The 3,296-nt window shown below is 31.6% G+C and carries 2 protein-coding genes; both read right to left on the bottom strand.

Annotation, left to right across the window (positions count from 1 at the left end):
• Positions 1 to 1,847, bottom strand: a 1,847-nt coding sequence (locus tag SPD90_RS09385; RefSeq protein WP_320925054.1) for a leucine-rich repeat protein, incomplete at its 3' end; no start/stop codon positions are given.
• A gap of 234 nt (positions 1,848 to 2,081) precedes the next feature.
• On the bottom strand, positions 2,082 to 3,296 hold a 1,215-nt coding region (locus SPD90_RS09380), incomplete at its 5' end, for a phosphoribosylformylglycinamidine synthase subunit PurQ (RefSeq protein WP_320925053.1).

Here is a 3,296-nt window from a genome sequence, read left to right as displayed (position 1 = left end):
ATTTTATACCAGCCATTTGAACATTTTTCTACTATTTCTACTTTTGTTCCTTTTGTTAAGTATCCTATCTTAGAGTAACTTGTTCCTGATCCTTCTCTTACGTTTAATCCACTTGTTGTTACTCCTGTTGCTATTACTTCACTCACTTGTTCATCTAATTTTACATATTTTCCTGATACATATCCGTATGCTCCATTGTATTTTATTTTATACCAGCCATTTGAACATTTTTCTACTATTTCTACTTTTGTTCCTTTTGTTAAGTATCCTATCTTAGAGTAACTTGTTCCTGATCCTTCTCTTACGTTTAATCCACTTGTTGTCACTCCTGTTGCTATTACTTCACTCACTTGTTCATCTAATTTTACATATTTTCCTGATACATATCCATATGAATCATTGTATTTTATTTTGTACCAACCATTTGAACATTTTTCTACTATTTCTACTTTTGTCCCTTCGTTTAAATAACCTACCTTATCGTAATTTATTGATGCTCCTTCCCTTACATTTAATCCGTTTGTTGTTACTCCTGTTGCTATTACTGATAACTCAGGTTCTGGCGTATTATTTATAGCTTTAAATGGTATTTTATTGTTCTTTGCATAGGTTTCTGCATATGAACCTTTTTCACCATAAATTGTAACTGTTTTTGTACATCCTTCAACTAGTGCTTCAGCTATTTGAGTAACTGATTTTGGTATTGTAAGCTTAACTAAATTTTCGCAGCCTGCAAATGCACTACTACCGATAGTCTTAACAGTATCTGGAACTGTAAATTCAGTAAACGCTGTATGCGCAAAAGCAGCTGCACCTATCTCTGTTAAATTATTTGGCATATTTATTTTTTCTAATAACAAACAATCATAAAATGCAAACTCAGGTATTTTATTTATACTATCTGGCAATGTTATTTCAGTAAGCTCTGTTGTACCTGCAAAAGCAGCTCCTCCTATTTCTGTTACACTATCTGGTATATTTATTTTCTTTAAGTCTCTAGCATAATAAAACATACCTTCTGGTATTTTATTTATAGTATCTGGTATTGTAAATTCAACAAAGCCTGTAGCTGCAAAAGCAAGGTCTCCTATTTCTGTCACACCCTTCGGTATATCTAGTTTTTTTAAAGATATGCAGAACTGAAACAAACCTTCTGGTATTTTAGTCATAGTATCTGGCAATGTTACTTCTTCTAAAACATAATTCTCTCTTAAAGAATATGGGGCCAATTCAACTACACTATCCTTAGGTATATTTATCTGTCTTAAACTTGAATTTAAAGTACATGCTAGAAAATCTATAGCAGTAACTGTACTTGGTATGTTTATTATTTTTAAATAATCACACTCGCAAATTGCTTTTGAACCTATAGCTTTTACCCCTTCTGGTATTGTAAGACTTTGAATATGTGAATCATGAAATACATTTTTATAAATCATTGTAACTGAATGTCCACCAAGAGTATTTGGAATAACTAAATCTTCTTTTGCAATAATTTCATAATCACCAGTTGTTTCATTGTAAACCTCACCGCTATAAGCAGTTATTACAGCCTCGTTTCTATTATTTACTACATAAGAATAAAGACCATTTGATTTAAGCTCTTGAAGTATTTTTAATTCACCTTTGTCATATTTTGCTTCATCAAATCCCCAATCAATATTTAAATAATACTCTTGAAGATCATCTTCTTCACTCATTGCTTGTGAACTTGACAATGTTTTTGAAATAGATTGGTCTTTAACTTGTTTCTCCACTGCATAAGAGCTTTCTGAACTAAAACCAAAGGAAAGCAACAAGCTTAATACCGTTAAAAAACATGCGGATTTTTTAAATTGTTTTACCATAAGATAAATTCCCCCTTTTTTATAAGTACTTTTATAGTATCACAGTTGAATACGTTTTCCTATTATTTCCAACTATTTGTAATAAATTCGATACTATTTCTTTTTCCCCTTTAATATATAAGACTCTATTTCTAAAAAAAATTCGCCACTTTTTTTAAATTTTTTTATTTTTTTGTAAAAAAAATGGATTGCCAATACAGCAATCCATTTTTTATCTAAATTATCGTTTAAATCTTATTTAAAGTAATTTACACCACTTTCAAATATTTTTTGATCTTTTTCACCATGTATATTTTTAAGAGTGTATTTACCAATTCTTTCAGAGTGACCCATCTTACCTAAGATTCTACCATCTGCACTAGTTATACCTTCAACTGCGTAGAATGAACCATTAGGGTTGTAGTCTATATCGTAAGTAGCATTTCCAGCTAAGTCAACGTATTGAGTTGCTATTTGTCCATTTGCTACTAATTGATCAAATGTTTCTTTGTTAGCAACGAATTTACCTTCACCATGAGATATAGATATACTATGTAGGTCTCCTACTTGAGTTCCTGCTAACCATGGAGATTTATTTGATGCTACTCTAGTAGTTACAACCTTAGCTTGGTGGCGACCAATGTTGTTATAAGTTATAGTTGGAGCGTCTTCAGCAGTTACTGGTTTTATTTCTCCATAAGGAACTAATCCTAATTTGATTAATGCTTGGAATCCATTACAGATACCTAACATTAAACCATCTCTATTAGTTAATAAGTCATTTATAGCTTCAGCTATTCTTGGATTTCTAAATACAGTTGCTATGAATTTAGCAGAACCATCTGGTTCGTCACCTGCACTGAATCCACCTGGTATCATAACTATTTGAGAAGATTGTATTTCTTTAACCATAGTTTCGATTGAATCTTCTATGTTAGCATAAGTTAAGTTTCTGAATACTTTTATGCTAGCTTTTGCTCCAGCATCTTCAAATGCTCTAGCTGAGTCGTATTCACAGTTAGTTCCAGGGAATGCTGGTATGAATACTTTTGGTTGTACTATTGATAATGAAGATTTTTGGTGTTCGTTAACTATGAAGTTTATATTTGATATTTCGCCAGTTGGTTCAACAGCTTTTGTTGGGAATATTGGTTCTAAAGTAGATTCATAAGCTTTGTAAATCTTACCTAAGCAAACTTTATATCCATCAACTTCTATATATTGTCCTTCTATAGTTTTACCAACAACCTTATAATCTACACCATCTAATAATGCTAAGTCAGCTTCTTCCATTTCAAGAGCTATGTTTCCATATGCAGGATCAAATAATTTATCTGCATCAACATCCTTAGCTAATTCAAATCCTATCTTGTTACCAAATGCCATCTTAGCTACAGCTTCTCCAAGTCCACCATAACCTAGAGCATATGAATCAAGAACCTTCTTAGCTTGAGTTAATTCTCTTACTTT

Source organism: Intestinibacter sp. (assembly GCF_034113885.1).
GTDB lineage: Bacteria > Bacillota > Clostridia > Peptostreptococcales > Peptostreptococcaceae > Intestinibacter.
Note: the sequence above shows the minus strand (reverse complement) of the source record. Positions and strands in the feature narration are given on the sequence as shown.